The organism is Flavobacterium ammonificans, assembly GCF_020885975.1.
In the GTDB taxonomy this organism is placed as follows: Bacteria; Bacteroidota; Bacteroidia; order Flavobacteriales; family Flavobacteriaceae; genus Flavobacterium; species Flavobacterium ammonificans.
The window spans coordinates 1,866,419-1,881,693 of sequence record NZ_AP025183.1 but is presented as its reverse complement, the minus strand read 5'-3'; the positions used below and the strand labels follow the sequence as shown (position 1 = coordinate 1,881,693).

The 15,275-nt window shown below is 32.5% G+C and carries 17 protein-coding genes and 1 other RNA gene; 11 read left to right on the top strand and 7 right to left on the bottom strand.

Annotated elements, in window-relative coordinates; translation table 11 throughout:
* The first annotated feature begins 25 nt into the window (after positions 1-25).
* The 6 genes from LPC23_RS08495 (at position 26) to LPC23_RS08470 (ending at position 5,889) form a co-directional block, all read left to right on the top strand.
* Complete coding sequence (locus LPC23_RS08495) at positions 26-358, top strand: ribonuclease Z (protein ID WP_229329539.1); 333 nt, start codon at positions 26-28, stop codon at positions 356-358.
* A 228-nt stretch (positions 359-586) separates the two neighbouring features.
* A complete protein-coding gene (locus LPC23_RS08490) occupies positions 587-1,492 on the top strand; it encodes a ribonuclease Z (RefSeq protein WP_229329537.1) in 906 nt (301 codons plus the stop codon).
* A gap of 13 nt (positions 1,493-1,505) precedes the next feature.
* Positions 1,506-2,150, top strand: coding sequence for a pyridoxamine 5'-phosphate oxidase (pdxH, locus tag LPC23_RS08485; protein WP_229329536.1), 645 nt, complete (start codon positions 1,506-1,508; stop codon positions 2,148-2,150).
* A 167-nt stretch (positions 2,151-2,317) separates the two neighbouring features.
* Complete coding sequence (locus tag LPC23_RS08480) at positions 2,318-2,803, top strand: SixA phosphatase family protein (RefSeq protein WP_229329535.1); 486 nt, start codon at positions 2,318-2,320, stop codon at positions 2,801-2,803.
* Between the two features lie 4 nt (positions 2,804-2,807).
* Complete coding sequence (ppk1, locus tag LPC23_RS08475; RefSeq protein ID WP_229324617.1) at positions 2,808-4,955, top strand: polyphosphate kinase 1; 2,148 nt, start codon at positions 2,808-2,810, stop codon at positions 4,953-4,955.
* Between the two features lie 43 nt (positions 4,956-4,998).
* Positions 4,999-5,889 (top strand): Ppx/GppA phosphatase family protein, encoded by an 891-nt coding sequence (locus tag LPC23_RS08470; RefSeq protein WP_229329534.1) that lies wholly within the window; start codon positions 4,999-5,001, stop codon positions 5,887-5,889.
* Positions 5,890-5,897: 8 nt separating this feature from the next.
* Here LPC23_RS08470 and LPC23_RS08465 read toward each other — a convergent pair whose 3' ends face one another.
* Together LPC23_RS08465 and dnaX are read right to left on the bottom strand one after the other, a co-directional pair.
* Positions 5,898-6,629 (bottom strand): DNA polymerase III subunit gamma/tau, encoded by a 732-nt coding sequence (locus LPC23_RS08465; protein ID WP_229329533.1) that lies wholly within the window; start codon positions 6,627-6,629, stop codon positions 5,898-5,900.
* Positions 6,566-7,651, bottom strand: a complete 1,086-nt coding sequence (gene dnaX, locus LPC23_RS08460) for a DNA polymerase III subunit gamma/tau (RefSeq protein ID WP_229329532.1) — start codon at positions 7,649-7,651, stop codon at positions 6,566-6,568. Before dnaX ends, LPC23_RS08465 begins: the two co-directional genes overlap by 64 nt.
* Before the next feature lie 177 nt (positions 7,652-7,828).
* Between dnaX and rnpB the strand changes: the two genes are divergently transcribed.
* Positions 7,829-8,154, top strand: an RNA gene (rnpB, locus tag LPC23_RS08455) — RNase P RNA component class A.
* 17 nt (positions 8,155-8,171) lie between these two features.
* On the opposite strand, the gene LPC23_RS08450 is transcribed toward rnpB, so the two are convergent.
* Together LPC23_RS08450 and LPC23_RS08445 are read right to left on the bottom strand one after the other, a co-directional pair.
* A complete protein-coding gene (locus LPC23_RS08450) occupies positions 8,172-8,729 on the bottom strand; it encodes an RsmD family RNA methyltransferase (RefSeq protein ID WP_229329530.1) in 558 nt (185 codons plus the stop codon).
* Positions 8,726-9,538, bottom strand: a complete 813-nt coding sequence (locus LPC23_RS08445) for a DUF3822 family protein (protein ID WP_229329528.1) — start codon at positions 9,536-9,538, stop codon at positions 8,726-8,728. The genes LPC23_RS08450 and LPC23_RS08445 overlap by 4 nt, the downstream gene beginning before the upstream one ends.
* Positions 9,539-9,738: 200 nt before the next feature.
* On the opposite strand from LPC23_RS08445, the gene LPC23_RS08440 reads away from it, so the two are divergent.
* The 4 genes from LPC23_RS08440 (at position 9,739) to LPC23_RS08425 (ending at position 13,832) form a co-directional block, all read left to right on the top strand.
* Complete coding sequence (locus LPC23_RS08440; RefSeq protein WP_229329525.1) at positions 9,739-11,160, top strand: ATP-dependent DNA helicase; 1,422 nt, start codon at positions 9,739-9,741, stop codon at positions 11,158-11,160.
* Between the two features lie 15 nt (positions 11,161-11,175).
* Positions 11,176-12,006: a 4,5-DOPA-extradiol-dioxygenase gene (gene ygiD / locus LPC23_RS08435; protein WP_229329524.1), complete on the top strand. Its 831-nt coding sequence runs from the start codon at positions 11,176-11,178 to the stop codon at positions 12,004-12,006.
* A gap of 68 nt (positions 12,007-12,074) precedes the next feature.
* The gene (gene kdsB / locus LPC23_RS08430) at positions 12,075-12,800 is read left to right on the top strand and encodes a 3-deoxy-manno-octulosonate cytidylyltransferase (protein ID WP_229329523.1); all 726 of its coding nucleotides are present in this window, start codon (positions 12,075-12,077) and stop codon (positions 12,798-12,800) included.
* Between the two features lie 57 nt (positions 12,801-12,857).
* Positions 12,858-13,832: a YitT family protein gene (locus LPC23_RS08425; RefSeq protein ID WP_229329522.1), complete on the top strand. Its 975-nt coding sequence runs from the start codon at positions 12,858-12,860 to the stop codon at positions 13,830-13,832.
* On the opposite strand, the gene LPC23_RS08420 is transcribed toward LPC23_RS08425, so the two are convergent.
* The 3 genes from LPC23_RS08420 to LPC23_RS08410 are packed head-to-tail and all read right to left on the bottom strand — an operon-like array spanning position 13,829 to position 15,242.
* A complete protein-coding gene (locus LPC23_RS08420) occupies positions 13,829-14,056 on the bottom strand; it encodes a potassium channel family protein (RefSeq protein ID WP_229329521.1) in 228 nt (75 codons plus the stop codon). The two genes, LPC23_RS08425 and LPC23_RS08420, sit on opposite strands and share 4 nt — an antisense overlap.
* Positions 14,019-14,540 carry a two pore domain potassium channel family protein gene (locus LPC23_RS08415; protein WP_229329520.1) on the bottom strand — a complete coding sequence of 174 codons (522 nt, stop codon included), beginning with the start codon at positions 14,538-14,540 and terminating at the stop codon, positions 14,019-14,021. The genes LPC23_RS08420 and LPC23_RS08415 overlap by 38 nt, the downstream gene beginning before the upstream one ends.
* A gap of 36 nt (positions 14,541-14,576) precedes the next feature.
* A complete protein-coding gene (locus LPC23_RS08410; RefSeq protein ID WP_229329519.1) occupies positions 14,577-15,242 on the bottom strand; it encodes a spermidine synthase in 666 nt (221 codons plus the stop codon).
* Between the last annotated feature and the right edge of the window lie 33 nt (positions 15,243-15,275).

The window sequence follows — 15,275 nt, the reverse complement described above, 5'->3', positions numbered from 1 at the left end:
CTGTTTTAGTTTTAATTCCCCATTTATGAAAGTAGATCAAAAAGGACATACCATAACAATCAAAGATACCCAAGGAGATTTCGCTTCATTTTTAGATAAAGTGTCACAATCTAATACAGCATTTGATACACATAATGTAATCATCGATTTATCTCATAATCCATCTGTTACTCTTGCAGATTTAAAATTGTTACTACCTTTAGCTAAACAACATAAAAAAGTAAAAAAATCATTTGTGGTAGTGGCAGAAGGTATTGATTTTAATGCTGTTCCTGCTCAATTATCTGTAGTGCCTTCTAATTTGGAAGCACATGATATTATCGAAATGGAAGAAATTGAACGTGATTTAGGTTTCTAAGTATGAAAGTAAACATCAAAACTATAATATATCTCTACACAATAGCGCTATTTTTGCTCACATTTCTTTTTGCAAGAGATATAATTCACGGTATTAAAACGGGAAATTTTGATTTTATAAGCCTAATTATCTATGCTGTGTGTGTTGGATTTTTTGCAATTAAAATCAATAGATTAGGTGCTAAATCCAATTCAAAAAAAGATTAATTTCGGATAAGAAATTAAATACATGAAACTAACCATTTTAGGCTGCTATGCCGCTACACCTCGAACGATTACAAATCCAACTTCTCAGTTATTAGAGATTAAGAACAGAATGTTTTTAATTGATTGTGGAGAAGGTACTCAGGTGCAGCTTAGAAAGAACAAGATTAAGTTTTCTAAAATCAATCAAGTTTTTATTTCCCATTTGCATGGCGACCATTTTTATGGTTTGATAGGACTGATTTCTACTTTTAGTTTGTTAGGAAGAACAACGGATTTACATATTTATGGTCCAAAAGGAATCAAAGAAATCATTCTGTTGCAATTGCGGTTGTCTAATTCGTGGACGAATTACGGTTTGTATTTTCATGAATTGGAATCGGAGGAAAGCGAGACAATTTTTGAAGATGAAAAAGTGGTGGTTACAACCATACCTTTGAAACATCGTGTGTATACTAATGGTTTTTTATTCCAAGAAAAAGTAGGTGAACGCAAGTTGAATATGGATGCGGTGCTGAATTATGAAATAGAGAGCTGTTATTATCAAAAAATTAAAAACGGGAAAGACATTGCTCTAGAAGACGGTAGAACTATACCCAATTCAGAATTGACTTTTGACCCAATCGAGCCTAAAAGTTATGCTTTTTGCTCAGACACTGTCTATCACGAAGCAATTCTTCCAATTATCGATAATGTAGATGTTTTGTATCACGAATCGACTTTTTTGGAATCAGAAGAAGGTTTAGCTCAAAAGACCTTGCATTCTACTGCAAAAGAAGCGGCTCGAATTGCTTTGAAAGCCAATGTAAAACAATTAATTTTAGGGCATTATTCAACCCGTTACGAAAGCATAAGCTTGTTTAAGGAAGAAGCAGCAACTATTTTTTCAGAAGTAGCATTAGCAGAAGACGGAATAACATTTGAATTGTAAAACAAAACTAGTCATGAAAGATTTAAGCGATTACAGAAAAACCTACGATAAAAGTGAATTATTAGAAACTTCAATTCCTGAAGACCCTATTAACTTGTTCAATAGATGGTTTCATGAAGTAGAAGATTTTGGCGGTAGCGAAGAAGTCAATGCCATGACGGTTGCAACTATTGGTTTGGATGGATTTCCAAAATCAAGAGTGGTTTTACTAAAGAAGTTTAACGAAGAAGGATTTATTTTTTATACCAATTATAATTCCGAAAAAGGAAAGGCAATCATAGCGAATCCTAATGTTTGTTTGTCATTCTTTTGGCATAGTATGGAACGACAAGTGATTATTAAAGGTATTGCTCAAAAAACTGCCGAAGCGATTTCTGACAATTATTTTGCTTCAAGGCCAGACGGAAGTAAATTAGGAGCAATAGTTTCTAATCAGTCAGAAGTGGTTCCATCAAGAGAATACTTAGAAGAAAACTTAAAACAATTAGAATCCAATTTTGAAGGTATGGTTATTCCAAGACCCGAACACTGGGGAGGATTTTTAGTTACACCTCTCGAAGTGGAGTTTTGGCAGGGAAGACCTAACCGACTTCACGATCGAATTCGTTATCAAGCGCAGTCTGATTTTTCATGGAAAATTGACCGTTTGTCACCTTGATATTGAATAGTTTGCTATTTTATTTAGATTTCCGATATGGTTCAAAGAGTTATTGAAAAGAAATTTTTCATCCATTTGTAATTTGTATTTTATTCTTTCGTAAATTAGGGGTTGAAGATGTAGTTGATGTGTACATTAATTTTTAACTAATAATCCCCCATAATATTATGAAAAATTTAATCTTAGTTCGACACGCAAAATCAAGTTGGGAAGCGCCGCTTCAAGATGTTGACCGCCCACTTTTACATCGAGGAATTGTAGATGCGCATCTGGTTTCTTCTACTATTTCTAATTACATTCCCAAAACTTTTTTACTTTGGAGTAGTATTGCAAAAAGGGCCGCTGATACTGCCTTAATTTTTGCACAAAACATTTCATTCCCCATAGAGAATATAATTTACAAAGAGGATTTATACACTTTTGATGAATTTCAACTCGAAAAAGTGATTAAATCGTGTAATAATCTTTATGAAACTGTTATTCTTTTCGGCCATAATGAGGCTATTACAAATTTTGTTAATAAATTTGGAGATTGCATCCTGCCTAATGTTCCAACCTCCGGTTTTGTTTCAATTCAATTCGACGATGATCAATGGAGTAACATTAAAAATGGTAGGGTCTTAAAAACTATTTTTCCAAAAGATTTAAAATAATTAAGTGTTGCAACAAAGATATATTGATAGAGAAAAAAGTTGGTTAGCCTTTAATGCCCGAGTTTTACAAGAAGCGGGTGACGTAACGGTCCCATTATTAGACAGAATGCGTTTTCTTGGAATTTTCTCCAATAACTTAGATGAGTTTTTTAGAGTTCGTTTTGCTGCAATTCGTAGGTTAACTTTGAATGGAATTTCAGGTGAGAAATACTTTAACGGAATTTCATCAAGTCAGTTATTGCATGATATAACAGAAATCGTAATTGATCAACAAGCGGAAAGCTTAGCCATATTAAGTGATATTGAAGCTCGCTTAGAGAAAGAAAATATATTCACTATTGATGAAAATGATGTAACTCCAGACCAAGAATTGTACCTAAAAGATTTTTTTGTACAAAAAGTAAGTCCTGAGTTGGTTACCATTATCTTAAATGATTTAGATCATTTTCCGGTATTAAAGGATACTTCGGGCTATTTGGCAGTCAAATTAGTAATTAACGGATTTTCAAAAGAAATTGAAGAGCGTTCGTTCAATTTTCGTTCATTATTGAAAAGAAATGCTAAAGAAACCAACAAAAAAAGCAAGAAAGAAGTTCTCTATGCAGTAATCGAAATTCCAAAAACAATCAATCGTTTTGTGGTTTTACCTCCTGAAGGTGAAAAACAATTCGTGATTATGCTTGATGATGTTATCCGTTTAAATTTAAACAAAATCTTTGATATTTTTGATTATGAAAGCGTTGACGCTCATATGATTAAAATTACAAGAGATGCTCAGTTGGATATTGATAGTGACTTGAGTAAAAGTATGTTAGAAAAAATAGCATCAAGTGTAAAAGATAGAAGGATTGGAGAGCCGGTTCGTTTTATTTACGATCAGAATATTGATAAAGACACACTTGATTTCTTCCTGACGAATATGAAAATCGATGCTACTGATAGTATCATTCCCGGTGGTAAATACCATAACAGAAGGGATTATATGGATTTTCCAAACCTTGGAAGATTTGATTTATTATACAAAACAAACCCGCCTTTGCCTATACCAGGATTGAGTTTGGATGAAAATATAATGAAGAAAATTGCAGTTAAGGATTATATGGTTAGTGCTCCTTATCAATCCTATTCGTATGTGATTAAGTTTTTAAGAGAAGCGGCATTGGATCCTGCGGTAACTACAATTAAAATTACGTTATACCGATTAGCAAAAAACTCTCAAATTATCAGTTCGTTAATTAACGCTGCTAAAAACGGAAAAAAAGTAACTGTCCAAATTGAATTGCAAGCGCGATTTGACGAAGCCAGTAATATTTTTTATTCTGAACAAATGCAGATGGAGGGAATTGAACTTATTTTTGGTGTAAAAGGATTAAAAGTACACAGTAAAATATGTGTTATCGAAAGATTGGAAGGATCTAAAATTCACCGATACGGTATAATTTCTACAGGAAACTTTAATGAATCTACTGCAAAAGTATATACCGATGTGACTTTATTTACGGCACATCAAAAAATACTTAAAGATGTATCTAAAGTTTTTGAATTTTTTGAAATCAACTATCGCATTTACAATTACCAGCATATTATTACTTCGCCTCATTTCACTAGAAATAAGTTTAATAAGCTTATAAATAGAGAGATTGCTCATGCAAAAGAAGGTAATACAACTTACATGAAGTTGAAAATGAACAGTTTATCTGACATTGAAATGATTGATAAATTATACGAAGCAAGTAATGCAGGTGTAAATATTAAATTAGAAGTTAGAGGTATTTGCTCTTTAATTCCAGGTATACCCGGACTGAGTGAGAATATAGAAGCTATAAGTATCGTAGATAATTATTTAGAACATTCTCGTATTTATATATTTGGTAACGCAGGAGATCCTGAGGTGTTTATTTCCTCAGCGGATATGATGACTCGTAATTTAGATGGTCGTGTAGAAGTAACTTGTCCTATTTATGATGAAGATATTAAAAGAGAGTTAATTGATAATTTTGACTTAGGTTGGCAGGGTAATGTAAAAGCTAGATTGCATTCACATCTTTTAGATAACAAATACCGACAAAGAGGCAACAAGCCTATTTTTAGAGCTCAATTAGAGACGTATAATTATTATAAGAACCAATTAGAAGGTGGTGAAATAAACTAGTTGTTTTTACGCCTTTCCAATTTTATAATTCAGAATTTATTTAATGCTAAATATAAAAAAATACGCTGCAATTGATATTGGATCTAATGCCATGCGATTGCTTATTGCTAATATTGTTGAACAAGACGACAAAGAAACGCAATTCAACAAAAGTTCCTTAGTTCGTGTGCCAATTCGTTTGGGACAAGATGCGTTTACTGTTGGAGCCATTTCTGAAGAAAATATTGACAGAATGTGTGATGCGATGAAAGCATTTAGTCTTTTGATGAAAGTTCATAAAGTAGAGCAATACAAAGCATTTGCAACTTCAGCAATGCGTGAGGCTTATAATGGTAAAGAAGTAACTGAAATCATCAAAAAGAAAACTGGAATAAAGATTGAAATTATTGATGGTAAAAAAGAAGCAGCTATAATTGCTTCAAGCGATTTACATAGCTTAATTAAAACTGAAAAGACCTATCTTTTTGTTGATGTAGGTGGTGGTAGCACCGAGTTTACTTTGTTTTCTGATGGAAAGATGATTGTTTCTAGATCTTTTAAAGCAGGAACAGTTCGACTATTAAATGATATGGTTCATGATGTGGTTTGGGAGGAAATCGAGAAATGGATTCGAACCAATACGGAAGAATATGATGAAGTAACTTTAATTGGTTCAGGTGGAAATATCAACAAGTTGTTTAAAATGTCGGCGAAATCACAAGATAAACCGCTATCTTATATTTATATGAATTCTCAATATGCCTTTTTGAATTCATTGACTTATGAGCAACGAATTTCTGAATTAGGATTGAACTCTGACCGTGCCGATGTAATTATTCCTGCTACACGAATTTATTTGAATGCAATGAAATGGAGTGGAGCTAGAAACATCTATGTTCCTAAAATTGGTTTAGCAGACGGAATAGTTAAAGCAATGTACTACGGTAAAATCTAATAAATCACTTAAGTAATATCTAATCCGAATGTTGTTTTTAATAATTCAATATTCGGATTGATTTGATGTAAACGGTTGTAACGATCTTGGTCATTAAAGCTGCGTTTACTTTCAAAACTTTCATTTACAATCACTTCTATAGTAATGTCGTGGTTGTGTAAATGCCCTTTTAAGTATCCAAGCAATCCTAATTTTTCGCTTTCAAAATCCAATTTGGAACCTTCGTTAGGTAATTCAATCGTGATATGAGTACCATTCAAAACAGGATCATTAATAAGTAATAATGACTCCATAATTTTATAGCCTTTGTCTCCCAAACGTTGCGCATATTTATTCCATTGTAACAACATTTCTGTTTCAGTAAATGGCTCTGTGGGTAAATGAACGGATTCTTTTACAAACGTTTTTGAACTTTCTTCTAAAGCTTTTTTAGCGCGAATACTTGATAACGACAATGCAGAAACTTTAGGTTCTGATTCGTTTGGAATAGTAGGTTTTGGAATTTCAATAATAGGGGCAGTTACTGTTGTAACTATTTCTTCAACTTCATTTGGAATTTCTTCTATACTTTCTGGTGAAGGAATAGCTATGACTTCTTCAGTTACTTTTGGAGTTTCAGTATTTTTAACTACTTCAACTATTGAATAGGCTGAATTTTTATAATAAGTAGGCGGAATTATAAATTGCTCAACTTTTTTTTTTCTCCATCGAAAGTGATGGAGGCTAATTGCATTAAGCAAAGTTCAACAAGTAATCTTTGATTTTGACTGACTTTGTATTTCAAATCACAATCATTAGCAATTTCAATTCCTTTCAACAAGAAATTGGTGTCGCATTTTTGTGCTTGAACACCATACATCTGCTGTGCTTGTTCTCCAACTTCTAACAAAGATAAAGTAGCAGGATTTTTAGAAACCAATAAGTCTCTGAAATGAGAAGCCAATCCAGAAACAAAATGATGTGCATCAAATCCTTTGGCAAGAATTTCGTTAAAAGAAACTAATAATTCTGGAATTTTGTTTTCCAAAATCAATTCAGTCACATTGATATACGTTTCGTAATCTAAAACATTCAAATTCTCTGTTACCGCTTGACGAGTCAAATTAGTCCCGCAAAAAGAAACTACTCGGTCAAAAATAGACAAAGCGTCACGCATAGCACCATCTGCCTTTTGAGCAATGATATGCAAAGCGTCGTCTTCAAATTGAACTCCTTGACTTGTAGCCACCTCTGCTAAATGTTCTTTAGCATCTTTAACGGTAATTCTTTTGAAATCAAATATTTGACAACGTGATAAAATCGTTGGAATGATTTTGTGTTTTTCGGTCGTAGCCAAAATAAAGATGGCGTGTTTTGGCGGCTCTTCTAAAGTTTTTAAAAACGCATTAAAAGCGGCAGAAGATAACATATGCACCTCATCAATGATATACACTTTGTACTGTCCGGTTTGAGGTGGTATACGCACTTGATCAATCAAGTTTCGAATATCATCTACTGAGTTATTAGAAGCTGCATCCAATTCAAATACATTGAAAGCAAAATCTTCATTTGGATCATCGTATCCAGGTTGATTGATTTTTCGTGCCAAAATACGTGCACAAGTAGTTTTACCTACACCACGAGGTCCAGTAAATAAAAGGGCAGAGGCCAAGTGATTGTTTTCAATAGCATTCAACAAAGTATTGGTAATGGCTTTCTGACCCACAACATCTTTAAATGTTTGTGGACGGTATTTACGAGCCGATACTATAAATTGTTCCATTGAATTGGTATTAGATAGCAAATATAGGATATGAAATTTCAAAAAGCAACAGCTTTACTCCAATTACAAGATGACTTATCCCCAATTTACTAACAATAATCCCGATGCGAAATAGTAGTAAAATAGAAGAGGGAAAGAATCAATTATGATTTACCATAAATAAAGTTGTAGATTTGCCCCGCAGACCGCCTTATCGCCGTCCTGATTCATTAGGAGGGAGGAAAGTCCGGACACCACAGAGAAGCATAGCGGGTAACACCCGTCGGTTTGTCTCGATTTTTCGAGATGAATTAGGACAAGTGCAACAGAAAGTATGTACAGGTAATGCTGTAGTGAAACCAGGTAAACTCTATGCGGTGAAATATCAAGTATATCAGCATTTAAGGGCTTCTCGTCCGTTGTTGAAGGGTAGATAGCTTGAGTCTTACAGTAATGTAAGATCTAGATAAATGATAAGGCTCCGTTTACGGAGACAGAATCCGGCTTATAGGTCTGCTTTTTTTAAAATTTTTGGAGATAACTATTCTTCATCCTCCGAAGTTGCAATCTCAAAGAAGCTAAAGAAAGATCCACCATAACTTTTTTGAAAAGAAAAATTTGGCAAATGCTCCATTTTAGTGTATTTGGAATGCTCAATAATCAACATGCCCTCTTCTTCTAAAAGTCCTCTTTCAAATACTAAAGTAACTACTTTCTCGAAGGTTTTTTGGTCTAAACCATAAGGAGGGTCTGCAAAAATGATGTCGTAAGTTGTTTTATTTTTTTCAAGGAAAGCAAAAACATCACTTTTGGTAGCAGCAATATTGAAATCAAATTCAGCAGCAATTTGTTTGATAAATTTTACACAACCAAAATCACCATCTACGGAAGTAATGGGCGAACTACCTCTAGAAGCAAATTCAAAGCTGATGTTTCCTGTTCCTGAAAACAAGTCCAATACTTTTAATCCTTCAAAACTAAAATGATTATTCAAAACATTGAATAATGCTTCTTTACTCATATCAGTTGTGGGACGTACAGGAAGGTTTTTTGGAGGAAATAGGCGTCGGCCTTTGTATTTGCCTGAAATAATTCTCATGAATTAAAAAGTATAAAGTGATTTCTATTGTCCGCTTCTGAAAAAGTATTTTTAGCTTGTAAATCTCTAATATCTATTAATGATACATTACGAATGTATTTATATGCCAATTGATAATAGTCACTTTCAGTATCTATTTTTCCAATCAGTTCTAACGGGAATTCTTCTGGATTTAAACCTAATTGTTCTGCTGTAAACAAAATGTAATACAAGAAATCTTCAGGAGTTGAATACTCAAACGAATTGAATAATAATAGTTTCTGATTTTGTAGAACAATAATTTCAAAATGACCAGAATTAATATGAATAAACATTTTCTTTTCTGGATTGTTTTTGGATCCAATTAATAATTTAGAAACTAAAATAGAATTAGCATGTTTGTAATCAAAAGTGCCAAATTGGTCAATAAAAAAGTTATTGATATTTACATACGGAATGTAAACAGTATTCATTTGGCAATTAGCAATTTCGTCAAAAGCAAAAAAATCAGTTTCAAAAACTTTAGTATTGTATTGCAAATAGCTTCCTAGAAAGTTTTCGTCAAACAATGGCTCAGGCACAAATGTAGAAAGATTGTTATTGTGAATAATTAGAATCTCGTCATACGAATCCTTTAATTCAGGATAATCACTAAAAGCATCGGCAAATAAATCCTCAGTTTTAGTGGCTTTGTGAAACGTATCAAAACGTACTTCGTTGAAGGAGGTAATCGTATTGTTTAAGGTGTCAAAACAACAAAAAGAAAGTCCATTCAAGGCAACTTGAATCGACAGTTTTTTATAACTCTTTTCGGTGATATTGGTATTCATAGGTTTTGTTTCAACAATGCAAACATACGAATAACAATAGCAAAAATCAATTTCAATAGCAATTTCAGAAATCAATTTCAAAAAGTAATAAAGAAATCAAATTAATTATGGGACTCGCTATTTAATTTTATCATTGATTTTTGTAATTGCAATTGATTTTTGTCATTGCAATTGTTTACTTTGCAGACAAATTAATCAGAATGAATTCCTCCTTGTTTTACAGTCTTTTAAAGAAAAAATTCCCGTTTGAACCTACTTACAAACAGGATATCTTTTTTCAAAAGATTGCTATTTTCTTAACCGAAATGGAGAACAACACCATTTTTGTTTTGAAAGGATATGCAGGGACAGGAAAAACGACCGTCATTTCTACTATTGTCAATAATTTAATTGAGATTAATAAAAAGTATGTTTTGCTTGCTCCAACGGGACGTGCAGCTAAGGTAATTGCCAATTATTCAAACAAGCCAGCTTTTACCATTCATAAAAAAATCTATTTCCCTAAGAAATCTTCTGGAGGAGGCGTTTCGTTTACGTTACAGCCTAATAAACATAAAAATACCATTTTCATCGTTGATGAAGCCTCGATGATTTCGGATGCTAATTCGGATTCTAAATTGTATGAAAACGGTTCTTTGTTAGATGATTTAATTTCGTATGTGTATTCGGGAACCAATTGCAAAATGATTCTGTTAGGAGACACTGCGCAGCTACCTCCGGTTAATTTGGATATCAGTCCCGCTTTGGACACTCATACTTTAGCGGTACATTATGATAAAGAAATTGAGTCTATTGAATTAGACGAAGTGATGCGTCAGGAAGAAAGTTCAGGGATTTTATTTAATGCGACAGAGTTACGAGAGTTATTGAAAGATAATTTTGTTACTGATTTTCAGTTTGATGTAAAAAAATATAAAGATATAGTACGATTGACAGATGGCTATGACATTCAGGACGCTATTCAGTCTGCTTATAGCAATTACAGTATAGAAGATACCGCATTTATTGTTCGTTCCAATAAAAGAGCCAACCAGTATAACGAACAAATTCGCACTCGAATTTTAGACCGAGAAAGCGAATTGTCTACAGGAGATTTTTTAATGGTAGTAAAGAACAATTATTTTTGGTTAAAAGATTCAGATGAAGCTGGTTTTATTGCCAATGGTGATATAATTGAGGTTTTGGAAATATTTGGTATTCAAGAATTGTACAGTTTTAAGTTTGCTAAAGTAAAAATCCGTATGGTCGATTATCCTGATCAAAAGCCATTTGAAACGGTTTTACTTTTGGATACCATCAAAAGTGAATCTCCTTCTTTGACCTATGAAGAGTCTAATCGTTTGTACCAAGAAGTGCTCAAAGATTATGAAGGTGAAACTAAATTTAAGCAATTCCAGAAAGTAAAAAACAACGACTATTTTAATGCCTTGCAAGTCAAGTTCTCTTATGCTATTACCTGTCATAAATCGCAAGGAGGGCAGTGGAACACCGTTTTTATCGAGCAACCCTATTTGCCAGACGGAATAAATAGCGATTATATTCGGTGGTTGTATACCGCCATGACAAGGGCTAAAAATAAATTATATTTGATTGGTTTTAAAGACGAAAATTTTGTGGACTAATTTAAAACGATAATTATGCAAAATTTAAACGATTTACACACTGTATCTGGAAGTTTCTCAACTACCGATAAAATGCCGGTTTTGTTTTTAGGACACGGAAGTCCGATGAATGCCATTGAAGAAAATCAGTTTGTGGCTGGTTTTCGAGATTTAGCAAAATCACTGCCGCAGCCCAATGCTATTTTGTGTATTTCGGCACATTGGTATACTAAAGGAACTAAATTAACCGCTATGGAAATGCCAAAAACCATTCATGATTTTGGTGGTTTTCCACAGGAATTATTTGAGGTACAATATCCTGTTAAAGGGAGTCCTGAATTGGCTTTGGAAACCAAAGAATTACTACTACCTACAGAGGTCGAATTAGATGATACTTGGGGGTTAGATCACGGTGCTTGGAGTGTAATTAAACATTTATATCCCGAAGCAAATATCCCTGTTATTCAGTTGAGTATTGATTATTCGAAGCCGCCAGAATATCATTTTGAATTGGCTAAGCAACTAAGTGATTTGAGATATAAAGGTATTCTAATTGTAGGAAGTGGTAATATTGTTCATAATCTACGATTAGTGGATTACCCTAATTTCGACAAAGACAATTATGGCTATGACTGGGCAATTGAGGCTCGAGAAGTAGTTAATAATTATTTATTAGATGCTAATTTTAAACCATTACTAGAGTATGAAAAACAGAGTAAAGCCCTGCGATTAGCTATTCCAACACCAGAGCATTTTTTACCCTTAATTTATACCTTGGGATTAAAAGATAAAAAGGATAAATTGCATTTATTTAATGATAAATTAGTAGCTGGTTCTTTGAGTATGACTTCAGTAAAAATGATGTAAAAGGATAAACTCAATAAATTAATTAAATTTGCATCTGATTTGATACTATTAATGTTTTAACCCAAGTAATGAAAATAATAGCCGTTATACCCGCACGTTACGCTTCAACCCGATTTCCAGCCAAATTAATGCAAGATTTGGGTGGAAAAACAGTGATTTTAAGAACTTACGAAGCGGCTATTACTACCAAGCTGTTTGATGATGTTTTTGTTGTAACTGATTCCGATATCATTTTTGAAGAAATTGTTTCTAATGGAGGTAAGGCTATCAAGAGTATCAAAGAACATGAGTCAGGGAGCGATCGAATTGCTGAATCGGTTCAGAACTTAGACGTTGATATCGTAGTCAATGTGCAAGGTGACGAGCCTTTTATAGATATAGACCCTTTACAGAAAGTAATTGAGGTATTTAAGAACGATGCGGCTAGACAGGTTGATTTAGCCTCTGTAATGCGTGAAATTACCAATGAAGAGGATATCAATAATCCTAATTATGTCAAGGTAGTGGTAGATCAAAATGACTTTGCTTTGTATTTTTCCCGTTCGGTGATTCCGTATCCAAGAGAGAAAAATGTAGGAGTGCGGTATTTTCAGCACATCGGAATTTATGCTTTTAGAAAACAAGCACTATTAGATTTTTATAGTTTGCCAATGAAATCATTGGAAGCCTCAGAAAAATTAGAACAATTACGTTATTTAGAATTTGGAAAACGTATCAAAATGGTAGAGACATCCCATATAGGAATAGGTATTGATACTCCAGAAGATTTAGAAAAAGCAAGGTTACTACTATAAAAGTGAATTCGTAAATTATAGTATTTTGTTTATAATCAATAAGTTAATTTAATAATTATGAGAGTATTTTTAAAGAGAGTTTTAACTCAAACTATTTTACGAACAAAATCTACCAGTAACTCTAGTTCAAAAAAATATTCTGATTACCAATTAGCAAAAGCCTATAGAATACTTTTAATTTTAATCAAAAGGGCTTGGAAAGATTTTTTCTTAATTACTATTGGAATTTTTTCAGCGGCATTTGGATTCAAAGGATTTTTGTTAACCAATAATTTTATTGATGGAGGAGCAACAGGGATCTCGTTATTAATTTCAGCTGTTACTGAAATCCCACTCCCTCTATTAATCATAGTTGTAAACATTCCTTTTGTTTTAATGGGATACAGAATAGTGAGTACTAAGTTTGCTATAAAAACGGCTTTGGCTATCGCTGGATTAGCTTTAGTTTTAGCTACAGTTACATTTCCGAATGTTACCAACGACAACTTACTTGTAGCTGTTTTTGGCGGATTTTTTTTAGGAGCAGGAATTGGCTTTGCAGTCAGAGGAGGAGCTGTAATAGATGGAACAGAGGTATTAGCTATCTATTTGAGTAGAAAAATTGGGAGTACTATTGGAGATTTGATAATTGTAATTAATGTGGTTATTTTTTCTGCTGCTGCTTATTTTTTAGGAATGGAAATCGCATTATATTCTATGATAACCTATTTGTCTGCTTCTAAAACTTTGGATTTTATTGTAGAGGGTATAGATGAATATATTGGTGTTACTATTATTGCTACAAATTCAGATGAGATACGACAAATGATAATCGATAAAATGGGAAGAGGTGTTACTGTGTATAACGGAAAAAAGGGATACGGTAAAAAAGGTGAAACAATTCATACGGATATTTTATATACCGTTGTTACACGATTGGAATTAAATAGATTAAGTTTAGAAATCGAAAAAATTGAACCAAGTGCGTTCATTGTAATGAATAGTGTTAAAGACACTAAAGGTGGAATGATTAAAAAACGTCCTTTGCACTAATTTTCATTATCAATATCAAAATATCCTTTAGGCTTTACTTTGGTTGAGAAAAAATTTAAAAAAATTATAATAAAAAATAAAAATAATAGTGCTTGTGTACTAACTAATAATTTACCGGTAAAAGTTGTTGGATAAAAATCCCCAAATCCAACAGATGTAGAAGTTATTATACTGAAATAAATTGCATCAAACCAATGTGTAAATTTTCGGTTTAAAAAAATCACCTAATGAATAAAATACCGCATACGATAAGAATATTTCTGTATAATTAAAAAACAATAAAATCATTGATCTTCTGTATGATCGTGGTCTTGAGAATAAATCAGAGGCGAAAATTAAGGTTGGAATGTAGAAAATAGTTTCTAAAAACAAGTACGTCATTACAATAACCACCCAATCAATCGTATACCATTGATAAATTAAGATAGTAATCGGGAAAGCAACCTTAATTAAAATGTAAATATCAATTGCTAAATCTTGGTATTCTATCCCTTTTTTTCTTGAAAAATACTTGATATAGATACCAGGGAATAACAATTGTGAAGAAGAAAGCAATAATCTGAAAATTTTCTCTATGCCATTATCATCTTCGTGGTCATTATCCCATATAGATTTGATGTTTTGAATTCTTTTTTGAATCGGATTATATTCTGCCTGAACTCCGTTGGACGATTTTCCTAAAAATAATTTTTGGACAGTTTTTTTCATAGAGTAATTTAAGTGAATTGTAAATTTCGGAATTATTTATTTTAATTTTTCAATAATTAATAATTCATTATGATTTTCTATTCGTGGGATTTTTTTTATCCTAAAATTGGGTTGGTAAAATTCAGAACTATATTTACTATTTCTTTGCTCATCAATACTATTTAAAATCATAGTATTAAATAATATATAGCCATTTACCTCAAGTAATGAACAAAGTTTTTTTGTAAAGAAATTTTCAAATAAAAAGTTAGGCATTGTAGTATCTTGAAAAACATCAACGATAATTAAATCGTATTTGGTATTCGTCTGCAATACATACTCAAAAGCATCTGCAACAACTAAATTTAGTTTTGGAATTGCATCTAAATTAAAATAGCGATTAGCGATTTGAATCACCTCTGCATCAATTTCAACACCTGTAATTGTTCCTTTATATTGAATATCATCAACAAGCGTTTTGATTACACTTCCGCCGGCTACACCAAGAACTAATACCCTATCCATCTTTTTTATTTGGCGAAAGCCAATTGTTTTTAATCCAAGACGTAAAATGCGTTGTAGACTACCATAGGAATAATTAGTATTTTCAGAATCAAGAACTAATTGCCCGTGATTCAAAGTGATTTCAATTGATTTACTCCAGCTAGATTTGGCTTTGTAAATCGTAATTGGAACTAAATAACTGAAAATTTTGCGAATCATAATGTGGGGATTTATTCAAAAATAAGATTTTAA

Bases quoted from the DNA above. Each gene is read 5' to 3' on its own strand.
- LPC23_RS08490 (WP_229329537.1), top strand. From the start codon at position 587: ATGAAACTAACCATTTTAGGCTGCTATGCCGCTACACCTCGAACGATT.
- LPC23_RS08425 (WP_229329522.1), top strand. From the start codon at position 12,858: ATGAGAGTATTTTTAAAGAGAGTTTTAACTCAAACTATTTTACGAACA.
- LPC23_RS08445 (WP_229329528.1), bottom strand. From the start codon at position 9,538: ATGAATACCAATATCACCGAAAAGAGTTATAAAAAACTGTCGATTCAA.
- ygiD (WP_229329524.1), top strand. From the start codon at position 11,176: ATGCAAAATTTAAACGATTTACACACTGTATCTGGAAGTTTCTCAACT.
- dnaX (WP_229329532.1), bottom strand. From the start codon at position 7,651: ATGGAACAATTTATAGTATCGGCTCGTAAATACCGTCCACAAACATTT.
- LPC23_RS08495 (WP_229329539.1), top strand. From the start codon at position 26: ATGAAAGTAGATCAAAAAGGACATACCATAACAATCAAAGATACCCAA.
- LPC23_RS08410 (WP_229329519.1), bottom strand. From the start codon at position 15,242: ATGATTCGCAAAATTTTCAGTTATTTAGTTCCAATTACGATTTACAAA.
- kdsB (WP_229329523.1), top strand. From the start codon at position 12,075: ATGAAAATAATAGCCGTTATACCCGCACGTTACGCTTCAACCCGATTT.
- LPC23_RS08450 (WP_229329530.1), bottom strand. From the start codon at position 8,729: ATGAGAATTATTTCAGGCAAATACAAAGGCCGACGCCTATTTCCTCCA.
- pdxH (WP_229329536.1), top strand. From the start codon at position 1,506: ATGAAAGATTTAAGCGATTACAGAAAAACCTACGATAAAAGTGAATTA.
- LPC23_RS08415 (WP_229329520.1), bottom strand. From the start codon at position 14,540: ATGAAAAAAACTGTCCAAAAATTATTTTTAGGAAAATCGTCCAACGGA.
- LPC23_RS08440 (WP_229329525.1), top strand. From the start codon at position 9,739: ATGAATTCCTCCTTGTTTTACAGTCTTTTAAAGAAAAAATTCCCGTTT.
- LPC23_RS08480 (WP_229329535.1), top strand. From the start codon at position 2,318: ATGAAAAATTTAATCTTAGTTCGACACGCAAAATCAAGTTGGGAAGCG.
- LPC23_RS08470 (WP_229329534.1), top strand. From the start codon at position 4,999: ATGCTAAATATAAAAAAATACGCTGCAATTGATATTGGATCTAATGCC.